The organism is Novosphingobium sp. ERW19 (genome assembly GCF_012641315.1).
Classification (GTDB): Bacteria; Pseudomonadota; Alphaproteobacteria; order Sphingomonadales; family Sphingomonadaceae; genus Novosphingobium.
The window spans coordinates 43,224-62,864 of the sequence record NZ_JABAIC010000011.1 but is presented as its reverse complement, the minus strand read 5'-3'; the positions used below and the strand labels follow the sequence as shown (position 1 = coordinate 62,864).

Genomic DNA, 19,641 nt, shown 5'->3' with positions numbered 1-19,641 from the left:
AGGCATTGATGCGGAAACACTTGGTCCAGGAGAGTCTGATGTCCACGTTACCGCAGAATGCAGCTGCCCAGTTCAATGCGTTGCGGTCCTGCCCCAAGGTAGCATGGCCGACCGTGGCACTGTTCGTCGTTTGCACCAGCATTATCGGCGGGGTTTGGTACGCCGCCATCGCCCATGGGTTTCCGCTCTGGCTGGGTGCAATCGTGAACGGGGTTACCGCGTACTACCTGTTCAGCGTTGTCCATGATTCCTCGCACAATGCGGTGAGCAAGAACAAGTTCGTCAATGAGCTGCTCGGCAGGATCGGCCTGGTCTATTTCGCCCCGCTCGCGCCGATGGACGTGGCTCGCTACATCCACATGGCGCATCATAAATATGCCAATGATCCCGAGCGCGATCCGGATGGCTACGCGCACAAGCTGGATTTGTGGTTCCCGCTGCGCTGGCTCAACTTCGACTACTATTATACCAAGTGGTTCTTCCAGAAGGGCGGCGATTTTGCACGCCGGAAGTACCCGGCCTTGTTTGCCTATGTTGCTTTCATCCTCGCGACCTGCGCGCTGATCATTTGGCTGGGCTATGGGCTGGAACTGCTGATGCTGTGGTTCATTCCGACCCGGATCAGTTCCTTCCTGTTCGTGCTGGTGTTCAGCTTCCTGACCCACCAGCCGTTCGAGACCTATGCCAAGGAAAACGAATACAAGGCGACCGCGCTGCGGATGGGCGGGGAGTGGATTCTCTCGCCGCTGATGGCCAACCACAATTACCACCTGATCCACCACCTCTATCCCACCGCGCCGTTCTACAACTACATCAAGATCATGAAGCTGCGCGGCGACGAGATCATGGCCAAAGACCCGCTGATGCCGCCAACCTTCGGGCTGTCGCCGCGGACGAAGGAACTGGCGAGGCACTAGATCCTCTGGAGCGCATTGCCCACCACCCATACAAAAGTATGGGTGGTGGGTGCATCTGCGACTATAATCCGCCATCAGGGTCGGGATGTGGAGCGCAGGGTAGCCAGCTTGAATTACCCCAGAGGTAAAACCGCGCCGCCGGTGTCGGGCGGTGACCTGATTCGCAGGGATGCCCTGATCGATCAGCTCCTTCTTGACGTTCAGTCCAAGGATCTTGTGCTAGCTGTCGCCCCGGCTGGCTATGGCAAGACTGTCTTGCTGACCTCGCTTCATGAGGCGCTTGGAGCGGCGAAGGGCGGCGCATACTGGTACAACTGCGACCGCACCGACGTGGTACCCCGCAAGCTTGCCGCATTCCTGATGGACGTGAGTTCTGCTGAAGGCGGTCTGGCCGCCGACGACAGCCTCGGCCTTGAAGCCAGCGGGGCCTTATCAGCCAGCCTGATCGCTGCTGGCCTCGATCGGCGCAAGGCCGATCTCACCGTCATCATCGAGAACTATCATCTGGCGCAGTCGCAGGAAACCGACGCGCTGATCGAAGCCCTGCTGGCGACTGAATCGCCATACCTGCACCTGGTGATCTCCTCGCGCGTCAAGCCGGGCTTTGCCACGCGCAAGCTGATGCTGGCCGGCCGGGTCGCAGAACTTCGCGTCCGGGACCTGGCCTTTACCAAGAGCGAGCTTGGCACGCTGGCCCGCACGGTCATGCCGGATGGCGGCGGCGCCGATCTGGCTGGCGTGCTGGAGCGGACCGAAGGGTGGCCCGTCGCCATCCGCTTGTTCCTGCTCGCCCTGAAGGAAGGGGCCGACACCAAGCGCCTGCTTGAGGAGATTTCCTCACGCGATGCCGACGTCGCCGAATATCTCTCGGAAGAAGTCCTGCGCGGCCAGCCGCGCGAGGTTCAGGATTTCCTGGTGGCGACCTGCTTTCTGGAACAGTTCAACCTTGCGCTGTGTGAAGCGGTTGCTCCCCGCGCCGACGCCGCCCAGATGATCGAACAGGTGCAGCGCAACAACCTGTTCATCGTCAGACTGGAAAGCGACAGCGGCTGGTTCCGCTATCATCCGATCTTCCGCCAGTACCTGCTGACGCAGTTCGATCGCTTGCCCCGTCAGGAACAGGCCGAGATGCGCAGCGCGGCCGGACGCTGGTACGAGGCGAATGATCAGCTGGCCGAAGCGATCGATATGGCGCTGCTTTCGGGCGATGCCGGCCGGGCGCGGTCGCTTCTTGCCAGGCTGGCGCCGGAACTTGTGTCCGTGCGCGGCGATCTTGCGACCTTCCTGCAGCTGTTGTCGCGCTTTCCCAAGGGCATGATCGAAGACGATTCGACGCTGCTCTACTGGCAAGCCTGGGCCATGTTCTTCGCCCGCCGCTATCGCCAGGCCGCCAGCCTGGTCGCAAGCCTTCACCGCAATGCGCAGATCGGTAGCGGGGGCGAAATTGATGCGGGCCTGCAGAACCAGATCGGGCTGCTCGATACCTTGTCGGCGACTTTCATGGACGACATGCTTTCGGCACGGCGCGCGGCCAGCGACTGGCTGAGCAGCAATCCAAGTGCCGATCCGTTCGACCGCGCGACCGTTGCCTGCAGCCTAGTGCTTTCGTCGCTCGCCTTCCTTGATGTTCCCGCCGCCAGGCGCGCTTTCGATCTGGCGCAACGGGCGATTGCCGACAGCGACAGCGCCTATGGCAATGCCTGGGTCTGCGGGATCGGGATGACGATGGATCTGGTCGTGGGCGAACCGCGCCAGGTGCTCGCCCGGCTCGAAGCGCTGGGGGCGGGCTGGTCTGAAACTCCCAAGGCACCAAGCAACATCTCATCGACCCTGGCTCTGCTTGCCGCAGCTGCCCATTATCATCTGGGCGAAATCGACAGTGCCGAAGCGCTGGTGAATGAAAACCTCCACATGCTGGCCGAACATGGGGTCAGCGAAACCGCCGCTTTTGGCCTCGCGGCCTGCCTGCGGGTGACCGCGCTCAGGGCTGGCGCTTCGGATGCACTGACGCTGGCCCGCAAGATGGAGGCCGGCCTGGCCAAGGCCTATGCCCCGCGCCTTGCCTTTACCTTGCGGTACGAGCGGGTCCTGCTGCTGTTCCGGGCCGGTCGCAGCGAAGAGGCGATCGAGGAGGCAAGCGGCATCACAGAAGTCCAGCCACTGGGCGAACGGCGCCCCGACGAGGGTGATCCCGACCTGCCCAGCGTCAAGGAACTGCGCCAGATCGTTTCGGCCCGGGTGGCTATAGCGGACCAGGCCTGGAACGAGGCGCTGCGCATCCTGACCGGCCTGATCAGCGCCGCGCGGCACGGGGGGCGCAACTTGCGGTTGGTTCAGGCGTTGATCCTCAAGGCTGCGGTCCACTACAACCAGGGTGACAGCGTGAAGGCGGTCCGTGCCTTCCTCGACGCGGTGTCGGTTGCGCGTGACCGGGGGCTCAACCAGATCTTCCTCGACGATGCCCAGCTTTGCCGTCCGCTGGTAGCGGCGACATTGGCCAGATTAGAACAAAGTCTCGGCGGACAGATGAACGAACTTGGGTTCTTGCAGAATTTGCAAGCGCGCCTCGGTCTTGAAAGTCAGATCGCCAAGCCCAACGACGAGATGTACGCTCCGCTCGAGCCGCTGACCGCCCGGGAAAAGCTGATGGTGGAACTTCTGCTAGCGGGCTTGCGCAATCGCGAAATTGCCGGGCGGCTCGCCATGTCGGAAGCCACGGTTAAGTGGCACCTTTACAATCTATACAGCAAGCTTGGCGTGAACAACCGGACCGCAGCAATCCATCGCGCTCGCTCGCTCGGTCTTGCCTCGGTGTAGATCGGTTAGTGAGCCGAGTGTGAATACGCTAAGCTCGACCCCAATCATCGTGATATCGAAGCCTTAATGACAGGAGCTTCGCGAAAGACCACTGCTAATCATGATGCGCTGAGTGATGAGGCTTATCCAGGCTGTATCTGGATGAACGCTATCCCGGCCGAAGTGCCCCCTGCATCGATCGAAGGATCGCTTCTCCCCTGAAAAGGGAGGAGAGAAGGTGAGAGGCGAAGCTGATGAATTCGACATGGCGGGGTGGCAAATGCTACCACGAGAGGCGCCTTGCTTAATGGCATCACTGGAGGACGCGATCATAAGGGTGACTGATAGTGGCATTGGCATCAATCAGAGCGCCTCAACGATGGTTACATTGGCGACACCTCCCGCCTCGCACATTGTCTGCAACCCCCAGCGCTTGCCTCTCGCATGAAGCGCGTTGATCAGGGTCGCCATCAGCTTTGTTCCCGACGCTCCCAGCGGGTGGCCGAGAGCTATGGCGCCGCCATTGACGTTGAGTTTTTCGGGATCGCCGCCGATCTCCTTCAGCCACGTCAGTGGCACTTGTGCAAAGGCTTCATTGACTTCATAGAGGTCGATGTCGCCGATTGACATGCCAGTACGCAGCAAGGCCTTGCGGGTCGCATTAACCGGCTCTTCCAACATGATGACTGGATCGCCCGCGGTCACTGTCAGGTTATGGATACGCGCAATTGGGGTCAGGTTGAACTCCTTGAGTGCACGCTGACTTACTACCAGCGCGGCGCTCGCCCCGTCGCAAACCTGGCTGGCATTGGCAGCTGAAACAACACCACCTTCGCGCATAGGTTTGACTGACGAGATTGCCTCAAGCGTCGCATCCATCCGTACGCCTTCGTCGACTCTGTGCAATTCACCACCTACATCGATGGGCACGATTTCGTCGTCGAATGCGCCAGACTCGATGGCGGCCGCAGCCTTGTGGTGGCTTTCCAGCGCAAAGCGGTCAAGCGCCTCTCGGTTGAATCCATGCTTGTGCGCGAGCAGTTCGGCCCCTTCGAATTGGCTGAACTGCGTTGTACGGTTGTAGCGTTCCTTGCCGCGCGGGCTCAGCGGGCCGGTGCCTATCCCTTCCTTCTCGTGCAGGGAGAAGTTCGAGAACATCGGCACCCGGGTCATGCTCTCGACACCTGCCGCGATCACCACATCCTGGGTTCCAGACATTACGGCCTGCGCCGCAAACTGCAGCGATTGCTGCGATGATCCGCACTGGCGGTCGACCGCCACCCCAGGTGTCGTCGAAGGCAATCGCGAGGCAAGGATCGCATTGCGCGGAAAAGCAAAGCACTGTTCGCCGGCTTGCATGACGCAGCCAAGAATGACATCGTCGATCGCCTTCGGATCAAGCGAAGCATTGCGGTCGATCAGAGCGTTGAACATTTCGGCAGCGAGGTCAGCGGGATGCCAATTGGCGAGCTTCCCGTTTCGCTTGCCACCAGCCGTGCGGACAGCGTCAACGATATAGGCTTCGGTCATTCTAGTCCCTCACATGCGCTGGCCGTCGCCGGTCTCGGCACCAGGTGGCCCGGCGGAGCAGCATTCGACGGAGTGAATAGGTCCATGCTTGCGCGTTCGGCCAAAACAAAAGTATGGGGCCGAACGCCGGTCGAACTGGAAAAGTAGGCGTGACGACAATTCCAGGAGAGTGGTGATGCAAGGCACGGCAGCAATCTTGCGCGAACCGAACCAGCCTTTTTCAATCGAAACAGTGCAATTCGATCCGCCGCGCGCTGGCGAAGTGCTCATCCGGATCCGCGCGGTAGGCATCTGCCATACGGACATGGTTTTCGCCTCTGGCGCGATGGGATCACCCTTTCCCCTGATCCTCGGGCACGAAGGCGCGGGTGTGGTCGAAGCGGTTGGCGAAGGGGTGACCAAGGTCCGGCCCGGCCAGAAGGTTCTGCTGACTTTCAATTCATGCGGGCGGTGCAGCCAGTGCCACAGCGGCGATCCAGCTTATTGCCAGGAATTCGTCGCGCTTAACTTTGCCTGCGTCCGGGCTGACGGGAGCTCGTGCGCCCACGATGATACAGGGCAGGTTTCGGCCCGGTTCTTCGGGCAGTCGTCGTTCGCCTCGCACGCCATTGCCGACGAACGCAATGTGGTGGCCTTGCCAGACGAGGCCGATCTTGCCAGCCTTGCGCCGCTTGGCTGCGGGATCCAGACCGGTGTAGGTGCGGTGCTGCGCTCACTAAAGGCGCAGGCCGGATCGAACCTGGTCGTCCTCGGGGCCGGCGCCGTGGGCCTCAGCGCCGTGCTGGGCGGCAAGATCGCGGGCTGTTCGAAGATCATCATGATCGAACCGCAGGAGGCCAGGAGGCAACTGGCGCTCGAACTCGGCGCGGACCATGCCATCGATCCGGCTACGGGCGACACTGCCGAACAGGTCAGGGCCATCCTCCCGCAAGGCGCGAACAACGTGGTCGACACCAGCGGCAATGTCGGGGCGATTTCCGCCGCGCTAGGCATGCTGGCGCCGCACGGCGCGTTGGGCCTGGTCGGAGTGCCCGGCAGCCTCGATGCGGCGCTGCCACTGCCGATCGTGCCGGCCATTACCTATGGCTACACGATCAAGGGGATCATCGAAGGCGACAGCGATCCCGATACCTTCCTGCCCGAACTGATCGCGCTGCACGCTGCCGGAAAGCTACCGATCGAGCGGTTCTCGACCATCTACCCGTTCGACCAGATCAACCAGGCGATTGCCGACAGCCATTCCGGCAAATGCGTCAAGGTAATCCTTGAACTCCCGGCTTGAAGGAACCTGACTGTGACCCAAGACATCCTGACCATGACGATCGGCGGCAAGGCTGCATCGTCCGCTAACAGCCTCGATGTGTGCAACCCGGCGACCGGACAGGTCTTCGCCGCTGTGCCAGATGCCGGAGCGGCAGAGCTTGAATCGGCCATCACCGCGGCCCGCAGCGCCTTCCCCGCCTGGCGTGACACGGCCTGGGCCGACCGCGCGGCAATCGTCAACCGGATCGGCGAGACTATCGCTGCCAACGCCGCGGAACTGGCTGCGATGCTCACCCGCGAGCAGGGCAAGCCGGCGGAGCAGGCCCAGTTCGAGGTCATGGCGGCCGCGCAGTGGTGTCAGGCAACCGCCAGCCTGACCCTGCCCGACCGCGAGATCGAGGCCGGGCCGGGCCGCCGCCAGGTCACCCGCTATGTCCCGATCGGGGTGGTGGCCGGGATTTCGCCGTGGAATTTTCCGGTCGTGCTGTCGATCTGGAAGATCGCGCCTGCCTTGCTGGCCGGCAATACCCTGGTCCTGAAGCCTTCGCCGTTCACGCCGATGACCGTGCTGCGGATTGGCGAACTGGTGCGAGACTTCGTGCCTGCCGGGGTGCTCAACATTATCACCGGCGGCGATGCACTGGGGCCGCTGATGACGTCGCATCCGGGCTTCGACAAGGTCAGCTTCACCGGCTCGACCGCCACCGGACGCAGGGTGATGGCAAACGCGGCATCGACGCTGAAGCGGTTGACACTGGAACTGGGCGGCAACGATGCGGCGATCGTCATGCCGGACGTCAACGTCCCGGAAACGGCGGAAAAGCTGTTCTGGTCGGCTTTCACCAACAGCGGGCAGGTCTGCGTCGCGACCAAGCGGGCCTATGTCCACAATGACATCTACGATGCGTTCCGCGATGAACTGGCAAAGCTGGCGCTGGCTGTGCCGATGGGTGATGGCAGCCAGCAGGGCACCGCGCTCGGGCCGATCCAGAACAAGCCGCAGTACGACCGCGTCAAGGGCTTGCTCGCCGATTGCGAAGCGAACGGTTACCAGTTGCTCCAGGGGGAAGCCCCAGAGGGAGATGGCCTCTTTGTTCCCGTCACGCTGGTCGACAATCCGCCCGAAGACAGCCGTATCGTCCAGGAGGAACAGTTCGGGCCGATCTTGCCGCTCGTGCGCTTTACGGATGTCGAAGATGCGATTGCCAAAGCCAACAACACCGACATGGGGCTGGCCGGAACCGTCTGGTCCGCCGACATGGACGCCGCCATGCGGATCGCTGAGCGAATGGATACTGGGAATGTCTGGATCAACGAGGGGCTCGCCCTGTCACCCTTCGCAGCCTTCGGCGGGCGCAAGCAATCGGGCATGGGGGTGGAGAATGGGATCGAGGGATTGATGGCCTATACCGATCCAAAGACCTTCCTTGTTACAAAATAGATCAGCAACATCTGGTAGGAATTACGTCACTTTGAACCAGCGATGATGGCGGTATGCAAATCTGCTATGCAGCTGCAACGGTCGTCGCGCAGCACTTCTCCAACTTCGCTCTTAGCCTGTTGCCGTTAGACCGGCTATCAAGAACTTAGCTCGCGTGCGTGCCCATGCGTGCGAAGCCGTCGGCAAACCCCGCCACAAGATTGCCAATGAAATGCGGCATGCATCGCGAGACCTCGCTTCGCGCTGCGCGCCGAGCGACCTAAAGACGGCGACAGGATTGTCAGACCCCCCCTTCTGGGGAGTCCAAGACCCCGCCGTCAGGCCATGGACGGGGAAGCGGGCCTTTGGCGCCCGCGGCAGGAAGAATGTCTCGCCAGCAACGCGCAAGATCGCGCAGCAGTGACTAGAGAAACTTTGATGCCATCGACCGATTGGCCGCATTTACAAGTCCTGGAAGAGCGCGAGTAAGCTCGACGAGTGATTCATTGCCTTCACAGATTTCGTCGTCGACCGTGGCCAAGGCAAAGTGCCAAGCCCGAGCATCGATCATTAGGTTTCGTGGACAAAGGTTGACAGCAGACCCGCTGTTTGATTCAAAGCTGTCTTTTGGAGGCGGCATTGGGCGAGCGGGTTGGATTGAAGGACGACGAGTGGTCGATAATCTCGGAATTGCTGCCGCCTGAGACAGGGCGCGGTTGCCGTCCAGCGCAGGACAATCGGCGGTACTTCGAAGGTATGATGTGGATCGCCCGGACAGGCTCGCAGTGGCGTCACCTGCCTGACGAATATGGCAAATGGAACAGCGTGTTCCGGCGCTACCGGCGCTGGGTTTCGACCGGCGTGTTTGACGCGATGCTGGAGACACTCGCAGAGATGGTGGGGCGAGACGTCACCGCCGACATGATCGATAGCACTGTGGTCCGGGCACATCATTGTGCAGTCGGCATAAAAAAGGGACTCAGGAAGCCGAGGCTCTTGGCCGATCGCGAGGGGGCTTCAGCACCAAACTCCACGCGCGATGCGATGCCCAAGGTCGCCCACTCGGGTTCGTGCTGACGCCTGGCCAAAGCCACGATATTCAAGGCTTCGGGCCTTTGCTCCGTATGATCGCCGACAGGATCGAGGCCCTCCTCGCAGACAAGGGCTATGACGCCGATGCCATCCGGGAGGATCTGGCTGCAGCTGACATCGAAGCCGTCATTCCCGCCAAGAGCAACCGACGCAACCCGGTGCCACACGACCGCGAGAAGTACCGTTGGCGCAATCTCGTGGAGCGTCTGCTCAACAAGCTCAAGAACTGGCGCCGAATTGCCACCCGCTACGACAAAACCCAAGAATCATACCTCGGCTTCGTCAATCTTGTCGCGGCCCTACAGTGGATACCCTTTGTCCACGAAACCTAGTTTGACCTTGATGATGAAGAGTCTCAAGCAACAGGGGTAGGCCGAGGTTGTCATGACCGACGGCCTACGTTCTGCCCCTGCGCGAGGACTGGGAAATGAGGAGTTGCGCGAAGCCGGTCAGCATTAACTACGGCGCGGAAAACTTACACCCGCCGTTCCGACGACGACAGCGGGCTATGCTGCCCTTTCGACAGACGATGTCGCTGCAGAAAGTCGCTTAGGTACAGGCTTTCGGCCACAATCACTTTTCCGAAGAACGTCACCTCGTCGACCGACAAACCTTCGAGCTCCGCCGCTCGCTCGTAAGCGCTCTCCTCACGCCGCGCCCGTCTATGTCATGAGTTCACCAACGGCGTTTGCTGTATGGCCGCTGGCCAGCCTGGCGAGCGTTTCAGTCAACCAAGTGTGTGAGTTTACGCCCAAGATCTTGCAGTTCTCAATGAGCTTGGCGATCACAGTCCAGTTGTTGCCGCCTTTGTGGGAGCCTACGAAGAGTGCATTCTTACGATTGAGGGCCAGCGGCCGGATCGGCCGCTCGACGGAATAGAGTCAAGTTCGACACGGACTTCATTCAGGAACAGCGACAGTCCGGTCCGGCGGGGCGGCGCGTAGCGGATGGTGTCGGCGAACTTGCTCTTGGCGCTGATCTGACGGAGCCTCGCCTCGGAGGAGATGCGCCGTTCATCGACGATGATGCCGGCCTTCTCTCTGCGAATAGCGCGTCGCTACTGGCGGAGGTGCCGCGAACTTCGTCATCAAGCTCGTATAGTATAGCGATGCGGCGCTGCACCTCGGTCGCGACCGGCAAACTGTCAGCCACTTCGTAAAACTTGCGTATCACGTGCGACCAGCAGAATGCGAGGCTGAGTTGCTGGCTTAGTCTGGCGAGCGCGGCGTAGCCGCTGTGCCCGTCCGACCTGCAAGATGCCGGAATAGCTTCCCAGATATGCTTCTGCGCGCGCTCAGCACGCGCATCGGCAGCAGGCCCGATCATCGCGTAGCCTGAGCGCTTCGATTGCCGCATCAATCACTCCGGCATCGGCGCCGCGGCTAATCTTCACCGCCAAGCCGGCGATCTCCAGTTCCACTGCTCTCACCTTCGGGCGTGGGTCTCTCTTCGCCCACTGGGCGCAGGCGCGGACTTGGCGGCCGAACCAGTATCGACCACGGCAGAAACGAGTGCCGGAAAAATGCGCCCCGGCTCTCCATCTGCTTGCGGAGTTGCCGACGCCCGGTGAACAGCTGCGATGGGCTCATGCCATGGCGCCGCACGACCGAGCAGATGGTCTCCTGCCCGGAGAGGCTCTCTGCCACGATCGACGCATTTACCTCCGGCAGCCGATCGCACCGCCGCCCCAAGCCGGTGAACACGTCGAGGCGCGCTACCCGGCTAGCGCCAGCATCATCACATGCCATCGTCATAGCACCAGCGACCTCAACCTAATCAGGGCGCTGAGGCTCGGCGCTCGGCTTGACGCCCAATAGGGTGGGACCAAAGGTGAGCTTGTTCCATTGGGATAGTCTAAGGCTGGGACCGCAGCTAGCTAGGACCGGGATAAACCGCGCTGATAGCGGCTGACAGCCAAGTCGTCGGTTTGGATTGCGGTGCGCTTGCCGTTAATCAGGTCGGCTATGATCTGCCCTGATCCACAGGCCATCGTCCAGCCAAGCGTGCCGTGGCCGGTATTGAGGAACAAATTTGGAATTTTGGTCGGACCGATGATCGGCGTGCCGTCCGGAGTCATTGGCCGGAGGCCGCTCCAGAAGCTGGCACGTCTGAGGTCGCCTGCACTGGGAAACAGCGTGCCGACGCAAAGGTCTAGCGTGTTGCGCCGCGCTTGGGGCAGATTCGAAGAATAGCCTGACAACTCAGCCATGCCGCCGACGCGGATACGGTCGCCCAACCGCGTTATAGCGACCTTGTAACTCTCGTCCATCACAGTCGAAACTGGCGCGCGGCTTTCGTCGACAATTGGGATGGTAGTGGAATAGCCTTTCACCGGATATACCGGCAGACGTAGCCCGAGCGGCAAGAGTAGCAACGGCGAATAGCTGCCAAGTGCGACAAGATAGATGTCGGCACGGATATTGTCCTTATCGGTTTCGACATGGGTAATTCGACCCATGTCGGTGGCGAGGCGACGGATCGTGCAACCAGTGAGAAAGGTGACGCCCTTTGCCTTCGCGAGATCGGCAAGTGCATTGGTAAATTTGAAGCAGTCTCCCGTCTCGTCATTGGGTAAGCGCAGACCGCCCGCGATGCTCTCGCTGCTGTAGGCAAGGCCTGGTTCGGCGGTGATGCAGCCCTGTCGGTCTAGCACTTCGAAGGCAACGCCATCCGAATTGAGCACGGCGATGTCCTTCGCGATCCCGTCGAACTGGTCGTGTTCGCGAAAGAGTTGCAGCGTTCCCCGGCTGCGCTCGTCATATGCAATGCCGGTTTCGTGGCGTAGTTCGATCAGCTTCTCGCGGCTGTATTCTGCGAGTCGAACCATTCGTTTTTTGTTGGTCGCGTAGGCACTATGGGTGCAGTTTCCTAGCATTTCAGCAATCCACCGCAGCATCGCCATATTGGGTTGCGGACGCAAGATCAGCGGCGCATGCTTCATGAATAACCAACGCAGCGCCTTGATCGGTATGCCGGGCGCGGCCCAAGGGGCGGCATAGCCTGGCGAGACCTCACCGGCATTGCCAAAACTCGTTTCAAGAGCGGGGCCGCTCTGACGGTCGATGACGATGACTTCATGGCCGGCTTGAACCAGGTACCACGCAGATGTCACACCGATAACGCCGCTGCCGAGAATGGCGATTTTCATGCCGTCCTACTTTGTTGGGCCAGTGGTGGGCCTCTAAGGACGCTCGGATACCGGAGTCCGACACAGGCTTGGAGCAAGTAGGAAATTTTGCCGGCATTCGCAGCGACATTATCTACGCTCTGGGTTGGGCCGATCGATTCGACCGTGGGCTCGCATTTTAAAAGGGATCCGGGTATTTCACTCAAATCGAGCGAGAGCCTGACGCTTGCTATCGACAAGCGGCAGATCATTGGACCGCCGTGACCGCTATTACCATCCGCGACATGGATAAAGACGTGGTGAGGCCCGTCATTGGAATAGCCCATGAGCTTGGTGACGACGTGAAAAGGGTCGCCAGTGCTTTGCGTAGAGCCGTAGCTGACACCGATGCCGGTGCGAATCTCACTAGTGCGGCCTGAAAGAGTCTGCATAGAGCGCCCTGCGTTAGAAAAGCCTGTGGGCTTGGCGCTACAGAGAGTAACACAAGCGCGGGATTTGGAAGAGATTGGTGGCGATAACATCTTGTGTGTTGCTGGCTGGAAATTCCTCCGGAATCCCCCAATATGTGGATAATTATTGGTGAGATTAAGGGAAATAAATCTACAGTATGGACATTATAAACTGCCCGGATTGCGCAATCGCGAAATGAATAATATCAGGAATAATAGCATTTATTCAAGCCTTATTAGGGATAAGAATATCGAATTTTATTTCGAACTGTATGAAATCTACTGTGGTTTTTAAAAGTATTATCTTTGTAGCCAGTCCCGTATGATGGCCTCACGGTCGGCATCAGTGAGGGGCGGGTCGTCGCCGTTGCGCGCGGGTGTTACAGAGAAGCGAGGTGCCGGAGCCGCTTGCGCGTCAGAGGTAAAAGTGCCGCGTGCCTGATTGTGGGGATGCAATGGAGCTTCGCTCAAAGACAGAACGGGTGCAAAGCAAGCGTCGCTCCCTTCGAGTAAATCACACCATTGGTCTCGGGTTCGCGTCGCAAAGATATTTTCAAGAGCCTGAGACATCTCCGGCCACGATGCGGTGTCATCTCGACGGTCAAAGAGCGGGTCGATAAGCCCAACCCGCTCCCGAAGCTGCGCCCAGAATTGAGGTTCGATTGCGGCAATGGATACCCAACCCCCATCGGCACAACGGTAGCAGCGATAGTAAGGCGCTGCTCCGTCGAGAAAGTTTGCAGATCGCGCATCGTTCCACTCGCCGCGGGCTTTGAGCCCGTAGAACAAACCCATCAGTGAACTCGCTCCGTCGCTCATTGCGGCATCGACTACCTGGCCTTGTCCAGTCGCCCTCGCGTGGCTTAGCGCCGCGAGCAGGCCCATGACGAGATAGAGTGATCCACCACCGAAATCGCCCACGAGGTTCAAAGGTGGAAGCGGCGGACCCTCGGCCAATCCTATCGCATGAAGCGCTCCCGAGATCGCAATATAATTGAGGTCATGGCCTGCGGCCTGCGCCAATGGTCCATATTGTCCCCAGCCTGTCATACGTCCGTAGACCAGCTTGGAATTGGTCGCGAGCATGGGCTCCGGACCAAGCCCAAGGCGTTCCATCACGCCAGGTCGAAATCCTTCAATCAGAATCTCTGCCTCTCCGATCAGCTCAATGGCCATTTCGCGGTCCGCTGCCTGTTTCATGTCTAGCGCGATTGAGCGTTTGCCGCGTGCCAAGACATATTCAATTGGCGCGTTTGGCCGATCGATTCTGATGACATCAGCCCCCATGTCGGCCAGCAGCATTGCTGCGAATGGTGCAGGACCGATTCCGGAAAATTCGATTACGCGAAGGCCTTTGAGCGGTCCATCACATGTCATGAATGCACACTTCCTTCATGATGACGCATGTTTCGGCTGGGTCACAGAACTACAATCAGACAAGTGAGCTCGGGTCGGCAGGTCGAAGCCGTATCGGTTGTCTGCTGACCTGGCGGCAGAGAGCCTCCAGATCGCCCGGCGGCCCAAAAGTCCCGAAGAGGCGTTACCGATTGAATGCTGGGGAGCACCTCTGTGGGCAAGTCGTGCAAGCCTATTGAACTTGCGCTTGGCTGTCGCCGACAACTGCGATGAAAGCCCAGTCCGCAAGTATCAGATCGACCTTCCGGTTCCCGCCCAGTGTGGTTCCTTCAGCAACCGACGCAGGATCTTGCCAGAGTCTTCCCGTGGCAGGGTGGAGTGGAACTCCACGTGCCGAGGAGCCTTGAAAGCTGCGAGCTTGCTGCGGACAAAGGCTCTAACTTCCCAGGCATCGGGTCCGCCAATGTCGGCGTGCTGAATCGCCGCGCAAACAGCTTCTCCAAACTCCGCGTCGGGTACGCCGAAGACGGCCGCGTCGGCGATTCCCGGATGTGAAAGCAGCACGGCTTCGATCTCCGCTGGGTAGATGTTGACCCCCCCCGAAATGATCATGTCGTTTGCCCGATCGCAGAGGAATAGATAACCATCTTCATCGAGAAACCCGATATCACCTAGCGTGATGAAGCCTTCCTGCTCGACTGCATGGCGGTCAGCATCGCGACCGTGGTAGGTAAAGTCCGGGAAACTGGTTGAACGAATATAGACATGACCTGGAGTCCCGGCCGGAATCTCATTGCCCTCGTCGTCGAGAATGCGGATCGCGCAGCCATCCATTGCACGACCGACAGTTCCGGGTTTGCGCAAGGCTTCTTCGGAATTGTGATAAACGGCGCCACCAGTCTCGCTACCGCCGTAGTATTCGTGAATGATCGGCCCCCACCATGCGATCATGGCTTGTTTGATCTCAGGCGGGCAGGGCGCTGCACCGTGCGCCACAAACCGAAGCGATGACAGATCGTATTTCCAACGCACCTCCTCGGGAAGCTTCAGAAGGCGCACGAACATAGTCGGAACCAAGTGGACATGAGTAAGCCGGTGATGCTCGATGAGCGCTAGAAGCTCTTCCGCGTCGAAACGCGGTTGCATTACTACCAACTCACCCACCCGGCCCGCTACCAATGCGTAAGTATTCGGTGCGGCGTGATAAATTGGTCCAGTTATGACTGTACGGATTGTCTGGCCAGGGACAAGACCGAGCGCCGTCGCCATGAGCGCGGCCATGCGCCTGGCCATCTCAGCATCTGCTGGCTCTCGTTTCACACCCTTTGGTTTGCCTGTGGTTCCCGACGTGTAAATCATTCCGAAGCGGGTGATCTGTGGTTCGCCTCGCCATTCCGCATGCTTGTCACGCCAGTTCGCCCATTCATCGACTGTCGAGACCGGACTGCCGTAGGCTTTGGCGACCTCTTGCGGGACAGGACAGACCAGGATCGGCAATGAAAGCGACGAACGGTCGCCGAGAATAGGAAGGAGATCCTCGTGAGCTACAATCACTTTTGCACCACTGTCGCCAACCACGAACAAGGCTTCCTCGCTGCGGAAGTGCCAGTTTACTGGTACGACATTTGCCCCAATAAGGTTTGCTCCAAACGAAATTTCGAAGAAAACCGGATCGTTGCGGAGCAGGATTGCAACAGTGTCACCAGCTCCAATACCCATCTCGGCCAATCCAGTCGCCACCTTGGCAGCGCGCTGGTCGATGGTACTACCGGTGACCATGGTTGATCCACTGATGACGGTTGCAGTCATAGAAGCACGACCTCCGCTTCGCCGGCCAGAGTTTGCACGTCGCCGCCGATCGTGGCCAGGATCTTCAGGCGAGCCCGTCGCTCATTATCCACTTCGAACAGCTCGACGACCTCACCGCTGCAGGAAACGACCGCTCCCACAGGGGTAATGGATACAAACCGGGCCTTCCAGGAACGCAACTGGGCTTGGGGTAGCCAACTGGTAAGCAATTGCGCAAGATAGGCCATCGACAGCATGCCGTGTGCAAAGACGTCTTGCATACCGGCGGACCTGGCGAAATCTATATCAACATGAATTGGGTTGTGATCGCCTGAGGCTCCCGCGAATAATGCAAGGGTAGTGCGGGAAATCGGCGGCAGTACGCGCTCTGGCACCCGGGTGCCGACTGCGATCGCTTCGGTTCCATTAGCCATGTCGCACCACCAGGGTTGTCTTGAGCAACGCACATTCGCTTCCCTTCGCATCGGTGATGGTCATGTCGCGCACAATGAATTCCAGCAGTCCGCCCTTTCTTTCATAGGCATTGCTGATCTTCGTATCGATCGTCAGCTCTTCGCCAGCATAGACCATTCGCCGATACTCAAAGCTTTGTTCTGCATGTAGCACTTTAGCCAGGGGAACCTTCAGGTCATCGAGCCAGAAGGTTTCAGATGGCGCAAGCAAATCGAGCGTGAACAAATAGGTTGGGGGCAAGGGGAGTCCGGGGTGTCCCGCAGCCTTGGCAGCGGACACGTCGCTGTAGACCGGATTGGTCTCGCCCGTGGCCTTCGCGAAGAACCGCAGGGCACCTTCCTCGGCGACAATCGTTCGTTTCGGCCATGTTCTTCCGATTACCGACAGGTCAACCATCTCAAGCAGCCTTGTAAAGGGTAACGACGCAGGCGCCTCCTAAACCGAGGTTATGTTGCAGCCCGACCTTCGCTCCCGCAACCTGACGTTTGTCGGCATCGCCCCGCAATTGCCAGACGAGCTCGCTACACTGCGCGAGGCCCGTGGCACCAAGCGGGTGTCCCTTGGAAAGCAGCCCGCCAGAAGGATTGGTTACAGTCCGACCGCCATACGTGTTGTCTCCGTCGCGGATGAACTTTTCCGCTTCTCCCGGTGCCGCCAGCCCGAGAGCCTCGTAAGTGAGCACCTCGTTGGTCGTGAAGCAATCGTGCAACTCGACCACCGGTACATCCTGGGGGCCGATACCTGCTTTGTCGTATACCTGCAGGGCAGCGTCGCGCGCCATGTTGAACCCGACCGCATCGATCAGGCTGCCATCGCTGAAGGATTGCGCTGGGTCTGTAGTCATAGCTTGCGCGGCGATCTCAACATAGCGACCCGGATTGGCTCGCTTGAACTTCTCGGAAACGATGATCGCAGCCGCCGCTCCGCACGTGGGTGGGCAGCACTGCAGACGGGTGAGGGGGCCAAAGATCGTAGGTGAGGCCATGATCTCATCGGCGGTAAGCGGATCGCGGAAGATCGCGAGAGGATTGTTGATGGCGTGGCGGCGAGCTTTCTCCGCTACGAGAGCAAAGCTTCGGCTCTCAAAGCCTGTGCGCCGTTGATACTCGGCACCGGCTCCGCCAAACAACCGAGCAGCAGGCGGCCTGGTGTTGTCGTCGCCTGGTGCCTGCTCTGCAATCCTGACGTAGTTTTCGAGGATCGAAGGCCGGTCCGTAAACATTACATCCAGCGCACCGGGCATCATTTGTTCAAACCCAACGGCCAAGGCCACATCGACCGCGCCGCTTTCCACGGCCTGGCGCGCAAGGAACAGCGCGGTTGAGCCGGTTGCGCACGCATTGTTGACATTGATAATGGGAATGCCAGTCAAACCGACCGAATAAAGCGCTTTCTGGCCCGAGGTAGAATCGCCATAGACAAAGCCGGCATAGGCCTGTTCGACCTTCGAATAGGCAATTCCCGCGTCGGCAAGAGCCGCGCGTACCGCTTCAGCACCCATCAGATTGTATGTTTCGCTTCGCCCAGGCTTGGTGAAGGGGACCATGGCGACACCGGCAACGTAAACCTTCGACACGAGAACTCTCCTCTGTTCTTTCGGCACATTTATTGACCGACCGGTCGTCAAATGCAAGCACCTTTTGTGGCCGCACGGCAGGCCCAGCGATGCTGAGCTCATTCTTAAGATGGTGCGGGGAACAGGCCCTGACGAAAGGGGGCTCAATCCAATTAGACTAACTGTACAGGCGATCGCGGGCTGTACTCAGCTAAAGCCATCAGGCTACATCGCGGCCAAATTTGAAACGAAGGCGGATTACTTGACAGCCGCGACAACGATGATCTCGACCTTACAACCCGGCCGTGCAAGCCGAGACTGACCTGTAGCGCGCGCAGGGGGAGCGTCGCGATCGATCCAGTTGTCCCAGACGGCGTTCATTTCCTCGAAGTCCGCCATGTCGGCGAGCCAGATGGTCGCGGAAAGCACGTGCGACCTGTCGCTGCCACTCTGCTCGAGCAGGGCATCGATCTTCGTCAGAATGTCTTGGGTCTGGTTGGCCGCAGATTCGCCAGGCACCCCAATCTGACCGGCAAGGTATATCGTACCGTTGTGGATTACGGCCTGGCTCATCCGGGGGCCGCTGTTCAGACGTATAATGCTTGCCATGATGGTTCCTTCTGCTTTTGATTCAATTCCAGTTCCGCGAGGTCAATTGGGCGCGGCAATCGACTGGTGGCTCTGTTGCCTTGGACAGGCCGCCAAGCGGATGGCGAATTGCCGCCTATCGGTAGTATCACTCGAGCAACAGGTCAGCGCGCCACGCTGGCAGCGCCAGCGCTTCGACGATCGCCGCGTCTGCGACTGCGGTATCGGTTAGCTCGCCTTTATCGATCATGTTTTGGGCTGCGCGGCGAAGTTCGCCGCGATCAGGCCCGATTTTGCGAAACCTCGCCAACGCAATGTCGCGTTCAGGGTGGCGGGCAAGCGCGCGGCTGGCAAAGAAGTATCGACGCAATACACGCGACTGCCGCGAGGCTCTCAGAGTCTCAAACAAGGTGGCTTCAAGGGCCAGTCCAGCCTCAAGTCCGTGTTCCACACCTGCGCGTGCAGCCTCAAGGGTTGCCTGCGGAGCCTGCCATTCGGGATCCAGTGCAGTTTCATAACGACTGATTGCGGCAAGTGCCGCTTTGGCTGGTTCGCCTGCGATGTTGCGAACCGGGCGTTTTGAGAATCTAGGAGCCATCGTCACTGCCATCTGCAGATCGCCTACCGCGTCGACGAAGCCGATTTCCTCCGCTTCCTTCAGGTCAATTGGCTCGGCTCCGATCAGGAGTTTGAGGGCGGCTGGCATGCCGACCAGTCGCGGCAAGAATTGCGTACCTCCAAAGGTTGCCAACAGCCCAAGCTTGACTTCCGGCATGCCAAAAAGTGTGCCCGGCGCCGCAATCCGAAAGTCGGCGCAATAGGCAACAACCATGCCGCCACCCAGCACCATACCGTGCATCACGGCGATCACTGGTTGCGGTGCGAGCCGGCAGGCTTCCTCGAGCTCGAGCAGTCCGGGCGCTCGTACCGGATGTTCTAGTTCGGCAATGTCTGCTCCAGCGATGAAGTTACGTCCCTTGCCAACTATCGCAATTGCCTGCGCCTCACTGCGTCCAGCTTCGGCAACTGCGGCAATGAGCTGACTGCGCGCTGCGTGCGACAAGGCATTGACCGGTGGATTGTCGATCTCGATGTAGGCCACGGGGCCACGCTGAACAAGCGATACAGGGGCAGTCATTGAGCCTCGCAGAATCAAAATGCTATCATCGTTGGATTATCCGAATTCCACCGCCATTATGGTCATGCTTTGAATTTAGGATAGCGTTCGTGATTTCGCTGCTGGGCGATTGAAGCAGCTTGCCTGGTATCAAAAGCTGCCCGGTCGC

16 protein-coding genes and 2 pseudogenes are annotated in these 19,641 nt (G+C 59.6%); 6 read left to right on the top strand and 12 right to left on the bottom strand.

Annotation, left to right across the window (positions count from 1 at the left end):
* Window positions 1-38 precede the first annotated feature (38 nt).
* Together HGI46_RS18250 and HGI46_RS18245 are read left to right on the top strand one after the other, a co-directional pair.
* A complete protein-coding gene (locus tag HGI46_RS18250) occupies window positions 39-917 on the top strand; it encodes a fatty acid desaturase (protein WP_118074310.1) in 879 nt (292 codons plus the stop codon).
* 108 nt (window positions 918-1,025) lie between these two features.
* On the top strand, window positions 1,026-3,734 hold the full coding sequence (locus tag HGI46_RS18245; RefSeq protein WP_162896103.1) for a LuxR C-terminal-related transcriptional regulator: 2,709 nt from the start codon (window positions 1,026-1,028) through the stop codon (window positions 3,732-3,734).
* Between the two features lie 342 nt (window positions 3,735-4,076).
* On the opposite strand, the gene HGI46_RS18240 is transcribed toward HGI46_RS18245, so the two are convergent.
* On the bottom strand, window positions 4,077-5,243 hold the full coding sequence (locus HGI46_RS18240) for an acetyl-CoA C-acetyltransferase (RefSeq protein ID WP_118074308.1): 1,167 nt from the start codon (window positions 5,241-5,243) through the stop codon (window positions 4,077-4,079).
* A gap of 232 nt (window positions 5,244-5,475) precedes the next feature.
* Here HGI46_RS18240 and HGI46_RS18235 point away from each other — a divergent pair, with 232 nt between their 5' ends.
* The 4 genes and pseudogenes from HGI46_RS18235 (at window position 5,476) to HGI46_RS22230 (ending at window position 9,350) form a co-directional block, all read left to right on the top strand.
* Entirely contained in the window at window positions 5,476-6,525 is a 1,050-nt protein-coding gene (locus HGI46_RS18235) for an NAD(P)-dependent alcohol dehydrogenase (protein WP_346766773.1), read from the top strand.
* A gap of 12 nt (window positions 6,526-6,537) precedes the next feature.
* Window positions 6,538-7,947 (top strand): aldehyde dehydrogenase family protein, encoded by a 1,410-nt coding sequence (locus HGI46_RS18230; protein ID WP_233497660.1) that lies wholly within the window; start codon window positions 6,538-6,540, stop codon window positions 7,945-7,947.
* 588 nt (window positions 7,948-8,535) lie between these two features.
* Window positions 8,536-8,859, top strand: a pseudogene (locus tag HGI46_RS22235) (transposase); the annotation flags it as partial.
* A gap of 20 nt (window positions 8,860-8,879) precedes the next feature.
* Entirely contained in the window at window positions 8,880-9,350 is a 471-nt protein-coding gene (locus HGI46_RS22230; RefSeq protein ID WP_240344721.1) for an IS5 family transposase, read from the top strand.
* Window positions 9,351-9,680: 330 nt separating this feature from the next.
* On the opposite strand, the gene HGI46_RS22475 is transcribed toward HGI46_RS22230, so the two are convergent.
* The 11 genes and pseudogenes from HGI46_RS22475 to HGI46_RS18170 form a co-directional block, all read right to left on the bottom strand.
* Window positions 9,681-9,806: a transposase domain-containing protein gene (locus HGI46_RS22475; protein WP_158453971.1), complete on the bottom strand. Its 126-nt coding sequence runs from the start codon at window positions 9,804-9,806 to the stop codon at window positions 9,681-9,683.
* A 29-nt stretch (window positions 9,807-9,835) separates the two neighbouring features.
* Window positions 9,836-10,344: pseudogene (locus HGI46_RS18215) on the bottom strand (transposase).
* Entirely contained in the window at window positions 10,313-10,438 is a 126-nt protein-coding gene (locus tag HGI46_RS22400) for a hypothetical protein (RefSeq protein ID WP_255460727.1), read from the bottom strand. The pseudogene HGI46_RS18215 and the gene HGI46_RS22400 overlap by 32 nt, the downstream one beginning before the upstream one ends.
* 456 nt (window positions 10,439-10,894) lie before the next feature.
* Window positions 10,895-12,166 carry a D-amino acid dehydrogenase gene (locus HGI46_RS18205; RefSeq protein ID WP_118074304.1) on the bottom strand — a complete coding sequence of 424 codons (1,272 nt, stop codon included), beginning with the start codon at window positions 12,164-12,166 and terminating at the stop codon, window positions 10,895-10,897.
* Between the two features lie 728 nt (window positions 12,167-12,894).
* Window positions 12,895-13,971: a CaiB/BaiF CoA-transferase family protein gene (locus HGI46_RS18200; protein ID WP_118074303.1), complete on the bottom strand. Its 1,077-nt coding sequence runs from the start codon at window positions 13,969-13,971 to the stop codon at window positions 12,895-12,897.
* 270 nt (window positions 13,972-14,241) lie between these two features.
* Window positions 14,242-15,759, bottom strand: a complete 1,518-nt coding sequence (locus tag HGI46_RS18195; protein ID WP_168852280.1) for an AMP-binding protein — start codon at window positions 15,757-15,759, stop codon at window positions 14,242-14,244.
* The gene (locus tag HGI46_RS18190) at window positions 15,756-16,172 is read right to left on the bottom strand and encodes a MaoC/PaaZ C-terminal domain-containing protein (RefSeq protein WP_118074302.1); all 417 of its coding nucleotides are present in this window, start codon (window positions 16,170-16,172) and stop codon (window positions 15,756-15,758) included. The genes HGI46_RS18195 and HGI46_RS18190 overlap by 4 nt, the downstream gene beginning before the upstream one ends.
* Window positions 16,165-16,608: a MaoC family dehydratase N-terminal domain-containing protein gene (locus tag HGI46_RS18185; RefSeq protein WP_168905361.1), complete on the bottom strand. Its 444-nt coding sequence runs from the start codon at window positions 16,606-16,608 to the stop codon at window positions 16,165-16,167. Before HGI46_RS18185 ends, HGI46_RS18190 begins: the two co-directional genes overlap by 8 nt.
* Window position 16,609: 1 nt before the next feature.
* The gene (locus tag HGI46_RS18180; protein WP_233497667.1) at window positions 16,610-17,788 is read right to left on the bottom strand and encodes a lipid-transfer protein; all 1,179 of its coding nucleotides are present in this window, start codon (window positions 17,786-17,788) and stop codon (window positions 16,610-16,612) included.
* A gap of 237 nt (window positions 17,789-18,025) precedes the next feature.
* The gene (locus tag HGI46_RS18175) at window positions 18,026-18,376 is read right to left on the bottom strand and encodes a RidA family protein (protein ID WP_118074299.1); all 351 of its coding nucleotides are present in this window, start codon (window positions 18,374-18,376) and stop codon (window positions 18,026-18,028) included.
* Window positions 18,377-18,503: 127 nt separating this feature from the next.
* On the bottom strand, window positions 18,504-19,457 hold the full coding sequence (locus tag HGI46_RS18170; RefSeq protein WP_162896101.1) for an enoyl-CoA hydratase/isomerase family protein: 954 nt from the start codon (window positions 19,455-19,457) through the stop codon (window positions 18,504-18,506).
* Window positions 19,458-19,641 lie beyond the last annotated feature (184 nt).